This is a genomic window from Microbacterium sp. I2 (assembly GCF_051364985.1).
In the GTDB taxonomy this organism is placed as follows: Bacteria; Actinomycetota; Actinomycetes; order Actinomycetales; family Microbacteriaceae; genus Microbacterium.
The window spans coordinates 27,823-45,045 of sequence record NZ_JBLWIH010000011.1; the positions used below are offsets into that span (position 1 = coordinate 27,823).

General features: G+C 69.5%; 14 protein-coding genes. 7 read left to right on the top strand and 7 right to left on the bottom strand.

Features of this window, described 5'->3' with window-relative positions; translation table 11 throughout:
- The 3 genes from sucB to ACLKM7_RS11185 form a co-directional block, all read right to left on the bottom strand.
- Nucleotides 1-1,800, bottom strand: coding sequence for a 2-oxoglutarate dehydrogenase, E2 component, dihydrolipoamide succinyltransferase (gene sucB / locus ACLKM7_RS11175; protein ID WP_436447253.1), 1,800 nt, complete (start codon nucleotides 1,798-1,800; stop codon nucleotides 1-3).
- Between the two features lie 64 nt (nucleotides 1,801-1,864).
- Nucleotides 1,865-3,238 (bottom strand): dihydrolipoyl dehydrogenase, encoded by a 1,374-nt coding sequence (gene lpdA, locus ACLKM7_RS11180; protein ID WP_436447254.1) that lies wholly within the window; start codon nucleotides 3,236-3,238, stop codon nucleotides 1,865-1,867.
- Nucleotides 3,235-4,713 carry a leucyl aminopeptidase gene (locus ACLKM7_RS11185; RefSeq protein WP_436447255.1) on the bottom strand — a complete coding sequence of 493 codons (1,479 nt, stop codon included), beginning with the start codon at nucleotides 4,711-4,713 and terminating at the stop codon, nucleotides 3,235-3,237. Before ACLKM7_RS11185 ends, lpdA begins: the two co-directional genes overlap by 4 nt.
- An 85-nt stretch (nucleotides 4,714-4,798) precedes the next feature.
- Here ACLKM7_RS11185 and ACLKM7_RS11190 point away from each other — a divergent pair, with 85 nt between their 5' ends.
- The 3 genes from ACLKM7_RS11190 (at nucleotide 4,799) to ACLKM7_RS11200 (ending at nucleotide 8,016) form a co-directional block, all read left to right on the top strand.
- Nucleotides 4,799-5,719 (top strand): proteasome assembly chaperone family protein, encoded by a 921-nt coding sequence (locus ACLKM7_RS11190; protein ID WP_436447256.1) that lies wholly within the window; start codon nucleotides 4,799-4,801, stop codon nucleotides 5,717-5,719.
- Between the two features lie 231 nt (nucleotides 5,720-5,950).
- Nucleotides 5,951-7,318 (top strand): RNA polymerase sigma factor, encoded by a 1,368-nt coding sequence (locus ACLKM7_RS11195; protein ID WP_436447257.1) that lies wholly within the window; start codon nucleotides 5,951-5,953, stop codon nucleotides 7,316-7,318.
- Nucleotides 7,315-8,016, top strand: a complete 702-nt coding sequence (locus ACLKM7_RS11200) for a coenzyme F420-0:L-glutamate ligase (protein ID WP_436447258.1) — start codon at nucleotides 7,315-7,317, stop codon at nucleotides 8,014-8,016. The genes ACLKM7_RS11195 and ACLKM7_RS11200 overlap by 4 nt, the downstream gene beginning before the upstream one ends.
- A 66-nt stretch (nucleotides 8,017-8,082) precedes the next feature.
- Here the strand turns inward: ACLKM7_RS11200 and ACLKM7_RS11205 are convergent, their stop codons facing one another.
- Together ACLKM7_RS11205 and ACLKM7_RS11210 are read right to left on the bottom strand one after the other, a co-directional pair.
- Complete coding sequence (locus tag ACLKM7_RS11205; RefSeq protein ID WP_436447259.1) at nucleotides 8,083-8,205, bottom strand: hypothetical protein; 123 nt, start codon at nucleotides 8,203-8,205, stop codon at nucleotides 8,083-8,085.
- A gap of 33 nt (nucleotides 8,206-8,238) precedes the next feature.
- On the bottom strand, nucleotides 8,239-9,261 hold the full coding sequence (locus tag ACLKM7_RS11210) for a sugar-transfer associated ATP-grasp domain-containing protein (protein WP_436447260.1): 1,023 nt from the start codon (nucleotides 9,259-9,261) through the stop codon (nucleotides 8,239-8,241).
- Nucleotides 9,262-9,305: 44 nt separating this feature from the next.
- Between ACLKM7_RS11210 and ACLKM7_RS11215 the strand changes: the two genes are divergently transcribed.
- Nucleotides 9,306-10,034 carry an alanine racemase C-terminal domain-containing protein gene (locus tag ACLKM7_RS11215; RefSeq protein ID WP_436447261.1) on the top strand — a complete coding sequence of 243 codons (729 nt, stop codon included), beginning with the start codon at nucleotides 9,306-9,308 and terminating at the stop codon, nucleotides 10,032-10,034.
- The gene (locus ACLKM7_RS11220) at nucleotides 10,031-11,080 is read left to right on the top strand and encodes an alanine racemase (RefSeq protein WP_436447262.1); all 1,050 of its coding nucleotides are present in this window, start codon (nucleotides 10,031-10,033) and stop codon (nucleotides 11,078-11,080) included. The genes ACLKM7_RS11215 and ACLKM7_RS11220 overlap by 4 nt, the downstream gene beginning before the upstream one ends.
- Nucleotides 11,081-11,086: 6 nt before the next feature.
- Here ACLKM7_RS11220 and ACLKM7_RS11225 read toward each other — a convergent pair whose 3' ends face one another.
- Nucleotides 11,087-11,311: a DUF7455 domain-containing protein gene (locus ACLKM7_RS11225; RefSeq protein ID WP_436447263.1), complete on the bottom strand. Its 225-nt coding sequence runs from the start codon at nucleotides 11,309-11,311 to the stop codon at nucleotides 11,087-11,089.
- 165 nt (nucleotides 11,312-11,476) lie between these two features.
- Between ACLKM7_RS11225 and ACLKM7_RS11230 the strand changes: the two genes are divergently transcribed.
- Nucleotides 11,477-13,549 carry a DNA gyrase/topoisomerase IV subunit B gene (locus ACLKM7_RS11230; protein ID WP_436447282.1) on the top strand — a complete coding sequence of 691 codons (2,073 nt, stop codon included), beginning with the start codon at nucleotides 11,477-11,479 and terminating at the stop codon, nucleotides 13,547-13,549.
- Nucleotides 13,550-13,576: 27 nt separating this feature from the next.
- Here ACLKM7_RS11230 and ACLKM7_RS11235 read toward each other — a convergent pair whose 3' ends face one another.
- Nucleotides 13,577-16,036, bottom strand: a complete 2,460-nt coding sequence (locus tag ACLKM7_RS11235) for a DNA gyrase/topoisomerase IV subunit A (protein ID WP_436447264.1) — start codon at nucleotides 16,034-16,036, stop codon at nucleotides 13,577-13,579.
- Nucleotides 16,037-16,104: 68 nt separating this feature from the next.
- On the opposite strand from ACLKM7_RS11235, the gene ACLKM7_RS11240 reads away from it, so the two are divergent.
- Nucleotides 16,105-17,220 (top strand): alkaline phosphatase family protein, encoded by a 1,116-nt coding sequence (locus tag ACLKM7_RS11240; protein WP_436447265.1) that lies wholly within the window; start codon nucleotides 16,105-16,107, stop codon nucleotides 17,218-17,220.
- The last annotated feature ends 3 nt before the right edge of the window (nucleotides 17,221-17,223 follow it).

Consider the following 17,223-nt stretch of genomic DNA (forward strand, 5'->3'; position numbering starts at 1 on the left):
TCAGATGCCGAGCTGAGCCTGGAAGTCGGCCGCCTCGAGCCTTGCCTTGACGGCACCGAGGAAGCGGGCCGCGTCCGCCCCGTCGATGATGCGGTGATCGTACGACAACGCCAAGTAGACGTAGGACCGTACGGAGATCGCGTCCTTGCCGTCGACCACGACCACACCCGGCTTCTTGACGACGGCACCGAGTCCGAGGATCGCGGACTGCGGCAGGAACACGATCGGGGTGTCGAAGAGCGCCCCGCGCGAACCCGTGTTGGTCAGCGTGAAGGTGCCTCCGGCGAGCTCGTCGGGCTTCAGCTTGTTGTCGCGCGTGCGGGCGGCCAGGTCGGCGATCTCACGAGCGAACTGCGCGAGGTTCTTGCCTGCGGCATCCTTCACCACCGGAGTCAGCAGACCCCGCTCGGTGTCCACCGCGATGGAGATGTTCTCGCTCGCGGGGTAGACGATGTCGTTGCCGTCGACGGTGGCGTTGACGATCGGGTATGCCTGCAGCGCCTCGACGGCCGCGACCGCGAAGAACGGAAGGAACGACAGCTTGTCGCCGGTCTTCGCCTGGAAGTCGGCCTTGACCGCATCCCGGTAGGCCGCGAGCTTCGTCACATCCACCTCGACGACCGTCGTGAGCTGGGCGGTCGCCTGCATCGAGGCCACGGCACGCTCGGCGATGACCTTGCGCAAGCGCGACATCGGCTGGGTCGTGCCGCGCAGCGGCGAGACCTCGAGCGGTGCGGGGGCAGGGGCGGACGCCGCTGCCGGAGCGGGCGTGGGAGCGGATGCCGCTTCGGCCGCCTTGAGGACGTCTTCCTTGCGGATCCGTCCTCCGACGCCGGTTCCCTTCACCTTCGCGAGGTCCACACCCTGCTGCTGCGCCAGTCGACGCACGAGCGGGGTCACGTAGGCGACGCCGTCCGAGTCGTCAGAGGCTCCGAGTGCGGAAGCGGCGGGTGCCGGAGCCGCGGGAGCAGGTGCCTGCGGAGCCTCTGCTGCCGGGGCAGGCGCAGGAGCCGCTTCAGCGGGCGAAGCGGGAGCGGGTGCTGCCGGGGCCGGAGCCTCTGCCGCCGGCGCGGGAGCCGCCGCGGCCGGTGCCGGAGCTGCCGGGGTCTCTGCTGCCGGGGGCTCTGCTGCCGGAGCGGCGGCGCCCGCCTCACCGATACGGGCGAGCGGGGAGCCGACGGCGATCGTCTCGTCCTCCTGGACGAGGATCTCCTGGAGCACTCCGGCGAAAGGCGAGGGAATCTCGGTGTCGACCTTGTCGGTCGAGATCTCGAGCAGCGGTTCGTCGGCCGCGACGTCGTCGCCGACCTTCTTGAGCCAGCGGGTCACGGTGCCCTCTGTGACACTCTCGCCGAGCTCGGGCAGCACGACGTCCTTGCCGCCTCCGGCGGGTGCAGCGGGTGCGGGCGCAGCGGGTTCCTGCGCAGCGGGGGCGGGGGCTTCTGCGGCAGGTGTCTCCGCGGCGGGGGCTGAAGCATCGGCCGCGGGCGCCTCCGGGGCGGGGGCCGCCGCGGGTTCTGCCGCTTCGGCGGCCGGTGCCTCGGGCGCGGCCTGCGCACCGGAGCCGTCGCCGATCTTGGCCAGCACTGCACCCACTTCGACGGTCTCGTCCTCCTGGACCAGGATCTCCTCGATCACACCGCTGACGGGCGACGGGATCTCCGTGTCGACCTTGTCCGTGGAGATCTCGAGCAGGCCCTCGTCCGCCTGGACCGTGTCGCCGACCTTCTTGAGCCAGCGGGTGACCGTTCCCTCTGTGACGCTCTCACCGAGAGCAGGGAGGACCACGGAAGTGCTCATGACGATGTCTCCTTCGGAATGGATATCGGATCTAGCTTAGTGATGGCGAGAGCGCCCCCGGGCGTCACAGCGCGTGCAGTGGTTTGCCCGCCAGCGCGAGGAAGGCCTCGCCCAGAGCCTCGCTCTGTGTCGGATGTGCGTGGACCAGCGGTGCGATGTCTTCGGGGTGTGCCTCCCAGCCCACGACGAGCTGGCCCTCGGTGATGAGTTCGCCGACCCGATCGCCGATCAGGTGCACTCCCAGCACGGGGCCGTCCTTGACGCGCACGACCTTCACCAGTCCGCTCGTGCCGAGGATCTCGCTCTTGCCGTTACCCGCGAGGTTGTACTCGTACGCCACGACGCCGTCCTCGCCGTGGGCCTCTGCTGCCTGCGCCTCGGTGAGGCCGACGGAGGCGACTTCGGGGTGGCTGTACGTCACCTTCGGGATCTGCGTGTCCGGCACGACGGCGGGGGACAGGCCCGCGATCTCTTCGGCGACGAAGATGCCCTGCTGGAACCCGCGGTGTGCCAGCTGCAGCCCCGGCACGATGTCGCCGACCGCCCAGACGTGGTCGACCCCGGTGCGCAGGCGCTCATCAGTGATGACGAAGCCGCGATCGAGGGTGATTCCGGCCTCCTCGTAGCCGAGACCGCCGGTCACCGGGCCGCGCCCGACCGCGACGAGAAGGTAGTCCGCCTCGAACGTCTTCCCGTCCTCGAGCGTCACGGTCACGTCATCGGCAGACTGTGTCGCCGACTGGAAGCGCACGCCCAGCGACGAGGCGATCCCGCGACGGCGGAACGCCCGCTCCAGCCCCTTGCTCAGCGCGATGTCCTCGTTGGGGACGAGGTGGTCCAGCGCCTCGACGATCGTGACCTCGGCGCCGAAGGACCGCCAGACGCTCGCGAACTCCACGCCGATGACCCCGCCGCCGAGGATGAGGACCCGGCGGGGAATCTCGTCGAGTTCGAGCGCGTGCTCGCTCGTCAGGATCCGCCCGCCGATCTCGAGACCGGGCAGGGTGCGGCTGTACGAGCCGGTGGCGAGGACGACATCCGCGCCGCGGTAGACGTCGTCGCCCACCCGGACAGCCGGTCCTGCCTCCAGCCGCCCCTCGCCGTGGACGACGGTGATCCCGCGCGCCTTGACCAGACCCTCCAGGCCCTTGAACTTTTTGGCGACGATGCCCTCGCGATACGCGCGGACCCCCGCCGGGTCGACGCCGTCGAAGGATGCGCGGATGCCGATGGCCGAGGCATCCCGAGCCAGGTCGGCGACCTCGGCGGCGTGCAACAGCGCCTTGGTCGGGATGCAGCCGCGGTGCAGGCAGGTGCCGCCGACTTTGTCCTTCTCGACGAGCGCAACGGTCTTGCCCAGCTCTGCAGCGCGGAGGGCCGCAGCGTATCCGCCGCTTCCGCCGCCCAGGATCACCAGATCGAAGCTGTGGTCGGTCATCGGGACTCCTCTGCAAGGGCCAGGCGGATGAGGCTGCGGACCGTGGCTGCTGTCGGTCCCTTGTCGATGTAGCCGTACGCGCCGCCCTTGTTCATCCCGACCCCGGCGATGTCCAGGTGCACCCACGGGATGCGCGGAGCGTCGGCGTCCTCGCCGACACGTCCGACGAAGTGCTGCAGGAAGAGGCCGGCGAACAGCGATCCTCCCGCGGGGTCGCCGATCTTGGCGTTCTGCAGATCGGCGATCGGCGAGTCGAGCTCGTCGACCATGTGGGGCGGAAGCGGCAGCTGCCAGGCGGGCTCGCCCGCCTGGGCGGCGGCGGCGAGGTACTCGGCGACCGCCTCGTCGTCGCCCATGACGCCGGCGTGGCGCGTGCCGAGGGCGATCGTGATCGCGCCCGTCAGGGTCGCGACGTCGATCAGCAGGTCGGGCTGCTCACGGCTTGCAGCGACCAGTCCGTCCGCGAGGACGAGGCGTCCCTCGGCATCGGTGTTGAGCACCTCGACGGTCGTCCCGTCGAGCATGCGCAGCACATCCCCGGGCCGCGTGGCGCGACCCGACGGCATGTTGTCGGCGATGCACAGCCACGCGGTGAGCTTCACGGGTGCGCCGATGGCCGCGACGCCGCGCAGGACGGCAAGAGCCGTTGCCGCGCCGCACATGTCGTACTTCATCCCGACCATCGATGCGGCGGGCTTGAGCGAGAGGCCACCCGTGTCGAACGTGATGCCCTTGCCGACGAGCGCGATGTGGCGTCGAGCATCGCTCGGCGCGTATTCGAGTCGCACCAGGCGAGGCGGCCGATCAGAGCCCTGTCCGACGCCGAGGATGCCGCCGTAGCCCCGCTCCCGGAGGGCGACCTCGTCGAGCACCTCGACCGTCACTGCGAGGTTCTCGACCGATTCCGCGGCCCGCTGGGCGAAATCGGCGGGACCCAGCCATTCGGCCGGCGTGGAGACGAGATCCTTCACCAACGCGACCGCGGCCGCCGTCTCGGTGACGACGGTCAGCGCCGCGTCATCGGCGGGGGCCGTGCCGTGCACCACGACGCGTGACGCGCGTGCCTTCGGGGGCTCGGTCTTGTAGCCGTCGAAGCGGTAGCCGCCGAGAGCGGCGCCTTCGGCCGCGGCCGTCCACAGCTCTGGATCCGCATAGGGCGCCGCAACGGCGACGGTCGTGAACCCGGTCAGGATCCGGATCGCTGCACCGACCGCATCACGCAGCGCCGAGGCATCCGGCGTGGCTCCCGTGCCCACCACGGCGAGCGGTCGCGTCGTGATCTCCGGGGCGTAGACGCGGACGAAGCTGCCCACACCCCCCGTGAAGCCCACCGCCAGCAGGGCGTCGCGAAGCCCGGGCCATTCGGCAAGATCGGGTGCCTCGTCGCCCTCGAGCGGGGGAAGCCCCAGCACGAGCGCGTCGGCGTCGGTCTCTCGGATCGGGACGGTGCGGTACTCGAGGTCGGGAAACGACATGACGTCCATCCTAGGGACGCGACGTGTTCGCTCTGAGCGCCACGGCCGCGACCCGCCCCGCACCCGCTGCTCGTAGCATGGAGGCATGCCCTTCCCCGGTCCGCTCTTCGAGCGCTCGGCCTCTGCACCGCCGGTCCCGCGCGGGCTGCCCCTGGTCATCGCGCTCACGGGCTTCACCGACGCGGGGAGCGCGGTGAGCCGAGTGATCGACTACTTCCGCGACGAACTGTCGCCGACGCCGCTGGTCGTCTTCTCGAACGACGCACTGCTGGACTACCGCGCGCGCCGCCCGGTCGTCTCGTTCGAGAAGGATCACCTTACGGACTACCGCCCGCAACGGCTCGAGCTGTCGTTCGCGCACGACGCGCTCGGCCAGCCGTTCCTGCTGCTCGCGGGCTACGAGCCAGACTTCGGGTGGGATGCCTTCACGCAGGCCGTCGTCGATTTCGTCGACACGTACGGCATCTCGACGGTGACGTGGGTGCACGCGATTCCCATGCCCGTTCCGCACACCCGACCGATCGGCACCACGGTCAGCGGCACGCGCGCCGAGCTCACCGAGGCGCACTCCGTGTGGCAGCCGCACACTCAGGTTCCGGCGACCGCGGGGCACCTGCTCGAGTACCGCCTCTCGGCGGCGGGCGTGCGCATCGCGGGATTCGTGCTGCTGGTGCCGCACTATCTGGGCGACACCGAGTACCCGGCGGCAGCCCTGGCGGCGCTGGACAGCCTCACCGTGGCGACCGGCCTCGTCTTCGCCGGTGACGAGCTGCGCGATGAGAACCGCGTGTACCTGGCGAAGGTCAGCGAACAGATCGAAGGCAGCGAAGAGCTCGCCCGGATGGTGCAGGGGCTCGAGGAACGCTACGACGCCTACATGGCGGGATCGACCCTGGCGACGCCCATGATCCACACCGGCGATCTGCCCAGCGCGGACGAGCTCGCCGCGGAACTGGAACGGTTCCTGGCCACGCGGTCCGGTGACGACGACAAACGCGGCATCTGATCCGGAATGCCACGACCCTGCCGGGCGTTGTCACCCTGCAGAGACAGAGGTGCGCGGGGCCGGCAGGGGTGATGCTGGCGGCGCACGGCAAGTATGAGATACTGGATGCCCTGACCCGTTGTCAACCGTCTCGGTGAGGCTTCTCATCGAAACGTGGACTTGACAAGGGTCTTACTAGTGTCCGAAATCGACCGGGGCGTGAGGCGCACGCCCACCGGTGAAAGGCGAAACGTGACTCCAGGCACGAACACCAAGGCCCGAGCGGCCGCGAAGGACACCGAGGCGGAGGAGACCACGGCCACTGTGGCGAAGGCTCCCGCCAAGACGGCCGCCAAGGCGCCCGCCAAGAAGGCGGCTGCCAAGGGGAAGGCCACCTCCAAGACCGCTTCCAAGCGCGCCGCGAAGACGGACGACGAGTTCGAGGACGATGTCGAAGAGATCGACGAGGACGTCGAACTCGAGACCGCCGACGACGTCGCCGAGGTCACCGCGGACGATGACACCGAGCAGCCCGCGAAGGGCGATGCGAAGGCCGCAGGCGATGCCGCCGGCGCGACCGACGACGACGACGAGGACGAGGAGAGCACCAAGCCGGCGTTCACGGAGCCCCTCCCGACCGGCGCGATCGTCATCTCGTCGAGCGACGAGGACGACGTTCCCGTCTACTCGACCCAGATCACCGGCGCGACGGCCGACCCGGTCAAGGACTACCTCAAGCAGATCGGAAAGGTGCCACTGCTGAACGCGGCCGAAGAGGTCGAGCTCGCGATGCGCATCGAGGCCGGCCTGTTCGCCGAAGAGAAGCTGTCGCACATGTCGGCGACCGAGAAGTCGTCCCAGCTGGGTCTGGACCTGCAGTGGGTGGCCCGTGACGGCCAGCGTGCCAAGAGCCACCTGCTCGGTGCGAACCTCCGCCTCGTCGTCTCGCTCGCCAAGCGGTACACGGGTCGCGGCATGCAGTTCCTGGACCTGATCCAGGAGGGCAACCTCGGACTGATCCGCGCCGTCGAGAAGTTCGACTACACCAAGGGCTTCAAGTTCTCGACATACGCGACGTGGTGGATCCGCCAGGCGATCACGCGCGCCATGGCCGACCAGGCCCGCACGATCCGCATCCCGGTCCACATGGTCGAGGTCATCAACAAGCTCGCCCGCGTGCAGCGGCAGATGCTGCAGGATCTGGGGCGCGAGCCCACTCCCGAGGAGCTGAGCCGCGAACTCGACATGACCCCCGAAAAGGTCATCGAGGTGCAGAAGTACGGCCGCGAGCCGATCTCGCTGCACACGCCTCTCGGTGAGGACGGCGACAGCGAGTTCGGTGACCTCATCGAGGACACCGAGGCCGTCGTCCCGGCCGACGCGGTGGGCTTCACGATGCTGCAGCGTCAGCTCGAGTCTCTCCTGGACTCGCTCTCGGAGCGCGAAGCGGGTGTCATCCGCATGCGCTTCGGACTCGGCGACGGTCAGCCCAAGACGCTCGACCAGATCGGCGACACATTCGGTGTGACCCGTGAGCGGATCCGCCAGATCGAGTCCAAGACCATGGCCAAGCTCCGGCATCCGTCACGATCGCAGTCGCTGCGGGACTACCTCGAGTGAGTGAGGCGAACGCCGGCAAGGCGCTCACCGTCTCGATCGAGGGCTCGTCGTACGCCCGCATCCCGATCCGTACGCGGGTCGTGATGCCGGGCGACGACCTGGATGCCTTTGTGCGGGAGTACGCCGAGGAGATCGTCCTTCCGGGCGACCTGCTGTTCGTCACCGAGAAGATCGTGGCGATCACGCAGGGGCGCTCGTACCTCGTCGAGGAGATCAAACCCCGTCGGCTCGCGCTCTTCCTCTCCAAGTACGTCACTCGCACTCCGTACGGCATCGGCCTCGGCATGCCCGAGACGATGGAGATGGCGCTGCGCGAATGCGGCACGATCCGCATCCTGTTCGCTGCGGCGGTGTCCGCCGTCACGAAGGCGTTCGGGCGCAAGGGTGACTTCTACCGCATCGCCGGCGACAAGGCCCGCGCCATCGACGGTCCGACCGGCGGCACCATCCCGCCCTACAACAAGGCGGTCGTCCTCGGCCCCGAGCGCCCGCGCGAGGTCGCCGCTCACTTGAAGAGCCTGCTCGGCGACGTCCCCGAGGTCGCAGTGGTCGACATCAACGACCTCGGCGGCAACATCCTCGGCTCGACGCTCGACAAGGCGGGGGAGAAGCGGCTGGTCGCGATCCTCAAAGACAACCCGCTCGGTCAGGGTCACGAATCGACGCCGCTCGGCGTCGTGCGCGCGGTCGCCGCATAGCGCAGCACGACCTCGCCGCCACCCAGCTGTTCCGCGCCGGTTCGGTGGAACCCGATGTCCCGCGGATCACGCCGTCGGCCGGGTTCCCGAACCCGTAGCGGTAGTACGGCCCGCGGGGTCGTTCTCGTACCCGGTGATGCGACCGTCGATGCTGACGGCGCTGTAGATCACGACGTGCGGCCGAAGCATGCCGCCAGGGGTACGACACCCCTCAGACGTGCGTCAGAAGCCGATGGCGGCGCGGTAGCGCGGCTTGTGGCCGGTGCGGATGCCGGTGACGCTGGGCTTGTTCTCGTAGACGCCCGCGCCCCAGTTGCCTTCGACGAGGACGGGGCCCTCGGGGGTAACCACGATGTCCCATCCGACGTACTGCACCTGCGGCACGACGCGTGCCACCTCGTCGACGAACGCGCGCACCTGCTCGATCATCGGCAGCTGGAAGTCCGCGATCACGAACCCGCTGTCGGGGTGGCGCTCATGAGTGTGACCGTGCGAGTCGTATCCCGGACCGACGGCCCTACCGTCGTCGTCGAGCATCGTGTAAAAGCCGCCGAACGTCATCTGGTCGCTCACGGCGCCTCGGCCGAACTTCTGGGCCATGGCGAGAATGTGCGTCTGCCTGCCGTCGAAGAACGCCGTCACGCGGGTGGTGTTGACCGTGCCGGGGCAGACCGCCGCGAGGTCCGCGTGCTGGCGGATCACCTCTTCGATCAGCAGTTCGCCGCGCTCGAGCAGCCCGCGGTGGAAGGCATCCCAGTCCTCCACCTCTGCCGCGCGATAGCGGTGCACACCCGTTCCGGCCTGGCCGACGGGCTCCTTCGTGACCACGGTGCCGTGGTCCTCGACGAACCCGCGCACGGCATCCGCGTTGCCCGGTTCGACCACCATCCAGTCGCGGCGCAGGAAGTCGCTGAAGACGCGGTCGAACTCGATCTTGTCCTGGAAGATGTGACGGAAGTCGGGGTGGTCGTACTTCTGCGACAGCTGATTCGACACCGGGTGCGTCATGTACGTCTCGCGCTCGGCGCGCTTGAGGATCGCGAAGTCGTAGTCGACGTAGTCCTGGAATCCCACCTGCCGAAAGCCCGCAGACCAGAGCATGTCGACGAGCACCGCGGGCATCCAGCGGCCGTGATCACGCGCGCTCTCTCTGGCGCGGGCGAACACCGACCCCACGTCGATGCGGCGGGCTCGGCCGGCGAGGTAGCGAAGGCGGGGCGCGAGGCCGAGGCCGTGAGAGGGCATGCGTACTCCGGGTCGGGAACGGGGGATCCGGATAGTCTAAAGGCGTGAGTTCCCCCGATCCTGGCCCCGACGTGTGGGCGGAGGGAGCCGCACCCCTCAGTTCGCCGGTGGCGTGGATCTCGCGCTCCGCGCTGGCAGTGAACGCGCGCGCGGCTCGGAGCGAGGGCATCCGTCTCTTCTCTCCGGCGATCATGGCGGCGGATGCCTGGGGTCATGGCGCGGACCTCGTGGCGGAGGTACTCGCGACCGAAGGCTTCGCCCCCGCGCGGGACGTGCTTGCGAGCACACCCGCTATCGGAGTCGAAGCCCCGACCGCACAGCGCAGCACAGCCATCGCGCCCCAGACGCTCTTCGGTCTGCCGGGTCCTCGCCCCACCAAGCCGGTGATGCGGATGACGGGAACAGTGCTGTCGGTCAAGGACCTGCGCGCCGGTGAGGGCGTCTCGTACGGCTACGCCTATCGCGCTGCCGCTGACACACGCGTGGCGCTTGTCACCGGCGGCTACGCGCAAGGGGTCGTGCGCGCGCTCGGCGGCGCGGCGGAGGTCGCCATAGGGGCGCAACGGCATCCGGTCATCGGGCGCGTCGCGATGGACGTGTGCGTCGTGGAGATCCGGGATGCCGCCGTCCGGCGAGGCGATGAGGTCGTGTTCTTCGGCGACCCAGCCCAGGGCGAGCCTTCGCTCCGCGATTGGGCGCGGGTAACGGGGCTGTCTGTCATGGAGCTCATCACGACGGTCGGGCTCCGCGCCGTCCGCCAGGACACGCCATGACCGCACGACTTCACGTCGATCTCACGGCACTCGCCGCGAACATCGCCCGGGTGCGCGCGACCGTCGGCCCGGCAGATCTCATGCTCGTCGTGAAGGACGACGCCTACGGGCACGGCCTGGAGGCGGTCGTGCGTCGGGCTCAGGCCTCCGGGGTCGAATGGTTCGGCGCGTTCGATGTGCGTACCGGCGGTGCCGTGCGCGCGGCGGCGGGCGACGATGCCCGCATCTTCGCGTGGATCGCGGCGTCGCGGGCCGACCTCGATGCCGCCCTCGCCGCCCGGCTCGACATGGGCGTCGGCGACGCCGGACTGCTCGAAGAACTCGCGGATGCTGCGCGCGAGGCCGATAGGACCGCACGCGTGCATCTGAAGATCGACACGGGGCTGCACCGCAACGGCGTGCGTCCGGAGGCCTGGCCCGCGTTCGTCGCTCGGGCCGCCGAACTCGAGCTCGAGGGCGCGATCGAGATCGTGGGCGTATGGAGCCACATCGCCGAGGCGTCAGACGCCGAGGACGACCAGGCGCGAGCCGTATACGACAGGGCGCTGCGCGAAGCGACGTCCGCAGGCCTGCGGCCCACGAGGCGCCATCTCGCCGCCAGCGCAGCCGCGTTCGCTCGCCCGGAGTTCCGCTACGACATGGTCCGCGTCGGGGCCTTCTGCTACGGCATCCGCTCCGCCGGGGGTCCGTCGGCCGCGGACCTCGGACTCGTGCCTGCGGCTCGACTCGAGACCGACGTCGTGGCCGTCGACGCCGGCGATGTGCGGATCGGCATCGGCGCGCTGGACGGCCTCCCGTCGTCGCTCCAGGGAGGCGCGACGGTCGGGACGCCGGCGGGGCGACGCGCTCTGCGCGTCGTCGGAGGATCGGTCTCGGTGGTGGAGACATGGCCGGGTGTGGCCGTCGGAGACACCGTGACCGTCTACGGGCCGGGTCTGCAGGGTGAGCTCACGGCGACCGATCTGGCCGAACTGATCGGCACCATCGGTGAGGAGATCGCCGTCAGGGTCTCGCCGCTCGTGCCCCGCCACTACAACGGGGCCTGACGGACGTCAGACCGCTTCGGTCAGGCGAGCGGTCTCGTCGTGCCACGACGTGGCGATCGAGCGCAGCTTCTCTTCGTACTTGCGACCGTGGTGCGCGCAGAACAGCAGTTCGCTGCCGTTGACCTCCGCGGCGATGTAGGCCTGTGCGCCGCACGAATCGCAGCGATCCGCCGCGGTGAGACGGTACTCGAGGAGGGCGCCCTGCTCTGGGGTTGTCGATAGCGTGTTCATCTCGTTGCCTCCTCGTATGCGTAGAACTCCGTCGCGGTCATGAAATACAACCACGCCCAGGTTCCGAGAATGCCCGGAAGCCTTCACATTTCGCTGAGCGCGTACGTGGGCGCCCGCGGACGCGTGTCGCCGCAGGGCTGTCCTCGACCGCGATTACGATGAGAGATTGTGACCTCCGAGTACTCCGCCCATCATCTGCAGGTGCTCGAAGGGCTCGAGGCGGTCCGCAAGCGCCCGGGCATGTACATCGGATCGACGGACTCGCGCGGGCTGATGCATTGCCTGTGGGAGATCATCGACAACTCCGTCGACGAGGCCCTGGGCGGCTTCGGCACGCGAATCGACGTCGTACTCCACGCCGACGGCAGCGTCGAAGTCCGCGACCGCGCGCGCGGCATCCCGGTGGACATCGAGCCGCGCACGGGGCTCTCGGGCGTGGAGGTCGTGTTCACGAAGCTGCACGCCGGCGGCAAGTTCGGCGGCGGCTCGTATGCGGCGTCGGGCGGGCTCCACGGTGTGGGCGCCTCGGTGGTCAACGCCCTGTCCGAGCGGCTGGACGTCGAGGTCGACCGCGGAGGCAAGACGTGGGGGATGTCGTTCCACCGCGGCGAGCCCGGCGTCTTCGCGAACGGCAGCCCGAGTTCCGCGTTCACACCCTTCGAGAAGAGCTCCGAGCTCCGGGTCGTCGGCAAGGCCGCCCGCGGCGTCACCGGTACGCGCATCCGCTACTGGGCCGACCCCCAGATCTTCACCAAGGACGCCACGTTCAACGTGCAGGAGCTCGAGCAGCGAGCCCGCCAGACCGCGTTCCTCGTGCCCGGGCTCGAGATCGTCATCAGCGACGAGCGAGGCGAGGAGCCCGTCGAGACGAGCTTCCGCTTCGACGGCGGTATCTCGGAGTTCACCGAGTTCCTCGCTCCCGACAGCGCCATCACCGACACATGGCGGCTGAGCGGCTCGGGCACCTTCACCGAGACGGTGCCGGTGCTGCAGGCCACGGGCGCGATGGTGCCCACCGAGATCGAACGCGAGTGCCAGGTCGATGTCGCGGTGCGCTGGGGCACGAGCTACGAGACGGTCACGAGGTCCTTCGTCAACATCATCGCGACGCCCAAGGGCGGCACCCATCAGGCCGGCTTCGAGCAGGCGCTGATGAAGGTGCTCCGCACGCAGGTCGAGCAGAACGCCCGGCGCCTGAAGGTGGGCAACGACAAGCTCGAGAAGGACGACATCCTCGCGGGGCTCACCGCGGTGCTGACGGTGCGTCTGCCCGAGCCTCAGTTCGAGGGCCAGACCAAGGAGGTCCTCGGAACACCGGCCGTCCGCCAGATCGTCACGAACGTCGTCAGCCGCGAGCTCACGGCCCGGTTCACTTCTCCCAAGCGCGACGACAAGGCGCAGACCGCGCTGCTGCTGGACAAGGTGGTCTCCGAGATGAAGGCGCGCATCTCCGCGCGCACCCATAAGGAGACCCAGCGACGCAAGAATGCGCTCGAGTCCTCGTCGCTGCCGGCGAAGCTGGCCGACTGCCGGTCGACCGACGTGGCCGAGTCCGAGCTGTTCATCGTCGAGGGCGACTCCGCGCTCGGCACCGCCAAGCTGGCGCGCAACAGCGAGTATCAGGCACTGCTGCCCATCCGCGGAAAGATCCTCAACGTGCAGAAGGCGTCCGTGAGCGACATGCTCTCCAACGCCGAGTGCGCCGCGATCATCCAGGTGATCGGCGCAGGATCGGGCCGATCCTTCGACCTCGATACCGCCCGCTACGGCAAGATCATCCTGATGAGCGACGCCGATGTCGACGGCGCCCACATCCGGACCCTCCTTCTGACGCTGTTCTTCCGCTACATGCGGCCCTTGATCGACGACGGCCGCGTGTACGCTGCCGTCCCGCCGCTGCATCGCGTGGTGGTGATGAATCCGGGCACCAAGCCGAACGAGACGATCTACACGTACTCCGAGCAGGAGCTCCACGCGCTGCTCACCAAGCTCACCAGGTCCGGCAAGCGCTGGCAGGAGCCGGTGCAGCGGTACAAGGGGCTCGGCGAGATGGATGCCGACCAGCTCGCCACCACGACCATGGATCGTGCCGGCCGCACCCTGCGGCGCGTGCGGATGCAGGATGCCGAGGCTGCGGCATCCGTGTTCGAACTGCTCATGGGCAACGACGTCGCGCCCCGCAAGGAGTTCATCGTCGACTCCAGTGACCGCCTCGCACGGGACCGCATCGACGCCTGACGCTGTTCGCGCGAGGCGCAGCCGCTCCTACCGGACGCCGGTGCCCACCGCGCCGATGACACCGTCCAGAGGCACCCCGGAGGCATCCCGCTTCGCACCGGCCGACGGCAGCGCACGTGTCGCGCCATCGGTGCCCACGGCGCGCGGATCGGTGCCGGCCCATGCGAGCGTCAGTGCGTCCTCGCCCTTCAGCAGGCGCTGAGCGCGCACGCCCCCCGTGGCCCGGCCCTTCGCGGGGAACTCGCTGAAGAGCGAGACCTTGGCGCTGCCGGCATCCGTTCCCGCGAGCGCGGTGGTGGAGCCGGCGACGGTGACGACCACGGCCTCGAAGTCGGAGGGGCCGACCACGTCGAACGAGATCACCTGGGCGCGGTCGTTGAGGCGGATCCCCGCCATGCCGCCCGCCGATCGCCCCTGCGGCCGAACTGACGAGGCGTCGAAGCGCAGCAGCTGCGCATCGCTGGCGACGAACACCAGCTCGGCGCCGTCCGACGCGGGAGCTGCACCCACGACGCGATCGCCGTCCCTGAGCGCGATGATCTCGATGTCGTGCTTCGTGCCGAGCTCGGTGGCCGCGACGCGTTTGACGATGCCCTGCTGGGTGCCGATCGCGATGGGCGGCGACTCGACGAGGGGCACCAGTGCGATGACATGCTCACCGCCGGTCAGCCCGAGGTACTGGTCGGCACGCGTGCCCGCGGCCAGCTGGACGGAGTTGCCGGGAACCGAGGGCAGGTCGACGGGGGAGAAGCGGATGAGGCGACCCGCGCTGGTCACAGCGCCGACGTCGCCGCGCGTGGTCGAATCGACCGCCGAGCGGACCGCGTCGTGCTTGGACCGCCGCGACGGCGGCACGATCGCGCCGCCCGCCGCGTCGGCGGCGAGCGCCGCGCGGACCATGCGTCCTGTGGCCGAGAGGAAGACACGGCACGGCTCGTCGGCGATCTGCAGGTCGGCCGCGGCCGCGGCGGCGCGGGAGCGCGGCGCCACGGGGCCGCCGTTGAGCAACAGGGTGCGTCGCGGCGTGCCGAACTGCTCGGCGGTGGCATCGAGTTCGCGGGCCACCTGCGCGCGCAGCAGCACGTCACTGGCGAGCAGAGTCTCGAGTTCGGCGATCTCGGCCTTGAGCTTGTCGCGCTCGGCCTCGAGTTCGATGCGCGAGAACTTGGTGAGGCGACGCAGGCGCAGTTCGAGGATGTACTCCGCCTGCAGATCGGACAGGTCGAAGACGTCCATCAGGCGTGCACGCGCCTGCTCGCCGTCGTCGGACGTGCGGATGACCTGGATCACCTCGTCGATGTCGAGGATCGCGATCAGCAGCCCCTCGACGAGGTGCAGTCGCTCCTTGCGGCGTGCCAGGCGGAACTGGCTGCGACGCGTCACGACGCTCAGACGGTGGTCGAGGTAGACCCGCAGCAGCTCCTTGAGGCCCAGGGTCTGCGGCTGACCCTCGACCAGGGCGACGTTGTTGATGCTGAAGGAGTCTTCGAGCGGCGTGAGGCGATACAGGTGCTCGAGCACCGCCTGCGGATCGAACCCGGTCTTGATACCGATGACGAGCCGCAGGCCCTTGTGCCGATCCGTGAGGTCGGTGACGTCGGCGATGCCCTGCAGCTTCTTGGCCGTCACGGCGTCTTTGATCTTCTCGATGATCCGCTCAGGTCCGACCAGGTACGGAAGCTCGGTGACCACCAGCCCGGTGCGGCGCGGCCCCAGGGGCTCCACAGCGACCTTCGCCCGCGTGCGGAAGCTGCCACGGCCGGTCGTGTACGCGTCCTTGATGCCGTCCAGCCCGACGATGATGCCGCCGCCGGGCAGGTCGGGGCCGGGAACGAACTCCATGAGTTCTTCCACCGTCGCGTCGGGATTGTCGAGCAGGTGCGTGGCGGCACCCACGACTTCGATGAGGTTGTGCGGCGCCATATTGGTCGCCATGCCGACGGCGATGCCGGTGGTGCCGTTGACGAGCAGGTTGGGGAACGCCGAGGGAAGCACCTCGGGCTGCTGGAACTGCCCGTCGTAGTTCGGGATGAAGTCGACGACATCCTCGTCCAGGTTCTCCGTCAGCGCCAGTGCAGACGGCGCCAGCCTGGCCTCGGTGTATCGAGGGGCCGCCGGCCCGTCGTCGAGCGATCCGAAGTTGCCGTGACCGTCGACCAGCGGCACCCGCAGCGAGAAGGGCTGGGCAAGGCGCACGAGTGCGTCGTAGATCGGCGCGTCGCCGTGCGGATGCAGCTTTCCCATCACCTCGCCGACGACGCGGGCGCTCTTCACATGGCCACGGTCGGGCCGCAGGCCCATATCGGCCATCTGGAAGAGGATGCGGCGCTGGACCGGCTTGAGCCCGTCGCGCGCGTCCGGCAGGGCGCGCGAATAGATGACGGAGTACGCGTACTCGAGGAAGGACGTCTGCATCTCTGACGAGACGTCGATGTCCTCGATGCGGCCGTGGTCGGCGGGTACGGATTCGGTGCGGGAAGCGGGCATAGACGAATGGGGCCTCGGGTGACGGCGGAGCGGCGGGGGGCTTCTGGCGGTGTGCGAGACTGGCCCCGATGTCCCTCAGCCTACCCGCGGACCCGCCGCACGCCCGGAGCCTCACCCGTGTCGTCCCGGAGATCTCGGCGGCGCTCGACGGTCGCTCCGACTGGTTCGCGCCGGCACGCAGCGCGGTCATCTGGGTGCTTGACGGCCTCGGCGCGCACAACCTGGCGTCGCGGGCCGGCCACGCGCGCTTCCTCGCCGGCGCGCGCGGGAAGAAGGATGCCGCGCGCACCGTCTTCCCGTCGACCACAGCGGCGGCGCTCACGAGTCTGCTGACCGGCACGACGCCGGGCCAGCACGGTCTCGTCGGCTATCGCGCGCGCGTGCCCGGCACCGACGACGTCCTCAACCAGCTGCGCGGCTGGGATACCGACGGACTCCCGCTGACCTTCCAGCGTGCGACGCCGCTGGCGGACTCGCTCGGCCGTCCGTTCTTCACCGTGTCGCGCTCGGAGTACGCCGGCACCGGATTCACGGCCGTGACGCTCGGCGGGGCGGAGTTCCACGGCGTCGACGATCTGACCGATCGTGTTCGTGTGGCCGCCGACCTCGCGGCGCGGCATCCGGGATCGATCGTCTATCTCTACGCGCCGGATCTCGATTCGGTCGGGCACAAGCGCGGCTGGGAATCGGACGAATGGATCTCGGCCCTCGAGACCGTCGATGCGGCCGCACGCACCCTCGCCGCCTCACTGACGCCGGACACCGGGGTCATCGTCACCTCGGACCACGGCATGGTCGACGTGCCGCGACACCGCCACGTGCTGCTCGGCGACGGCGATGAGCGGCTCGACGGCGTGCGGCTGATCGGGGGCGAGCCCCGGATGCTGCATCTCTACGCCGAGCCGGGGGAGGAGGCAGGCGTGCTGGCGCGATGGCGCGACGCGGAGGGCGCCCGATCGTGGGTCTTCGCGCGCGACGAGGTCGTGACCTCCGGTCTGATGGGCGCGGTGGCGCCCGAGGTCATCGAGCGGATCGGTCACGTGGTCGTCGCTCCCCGGGCGGGAATCGCGTACTACGACGATCGCGTGGCCGACAAGGCGCCGCAGCGCATGGTCGGCCAGCATGGATCGCTGACGCACGACGAGCGGATCGTGCCGTTGATCCGCCTCGGTGCGTTCGCCTGAGGC